We start from the raw sequence: 533 nt of genomic DNA, 5'->3' as shown, positions 1-533 counted from the left end.
TGCCATCGAACAAACTAATTAGGTACGGGTTACCTAAATCGTTCAACCAACCGATCGCTTTGTTTCGATCATCTTTGTAGTTCATACCGATGATCTTCACGCCTTTACCAGCAAGTTCGTTGAGATATTTATGCTCTGCGTAACAGGTAGGACACCATGTAGCCCACACATTTAACAGCAGAGGCTCACCTTTAAAAATCGACTGATCGTACTGTTTACCCGGTTCGGCCAAGTCTTCTAAGTGAAACTTAGGAACAGGTTTGCCAACTAAAACAGATTCCAACTTTGTGGGATCGTCCCCATCTTGGTTACGAACCAACTGTGTTGCGAAGATCCCCGCCAGAACTAAGAAAGCAACCAACGGGATAAACAAGATTTTCTTATTCATTTTATGCTACCTGCTCGTTTGACTTTGCGTTCTTTTTCGATGACTTACGGAAGCGGTAACGCTTATCAGAAATCGCTAGTGCGCCGCCTAATGCCATGATCAAAGAGCCAGCCCAGATCCAACGTACGACCGGTTTGTAGTAAAT

At 44.3% G+C, this 533-nt stretch carries 2 protein-coding genes; both read right to left on the bottom strand.

The annotated features are described in order from the left end of the window. A partial coding sequence (locus tag R7R78_RS29110; RefSeq protein WP_225474965.1) for a DsbE family thiol:disulfide interchange protein occupies positions 1-388 on the bottom strand: 388 nt, incomplete at its 3' end. 1 nt (position 389) lies between these two features. Beyond that, positions 390-533: cytochrome c-type biogenesis CcmF C-terminal domain-containing protein (locus tag R7R78_RS29105; RefSeq protein ID WP_225474966.1), on the bottom strand; the 144-nt coding region annotated here is incomplete at its 5' end.

The sequence above is a fragment of the Vibrio sp. 2134-1 genome (genome assembly GCF_033339495.1).
The sequence above is the reverse complement of the archived record's forward strand: the minus strand, read 5'-3'. Positions and strand labels throughout refer to the sequence as shown.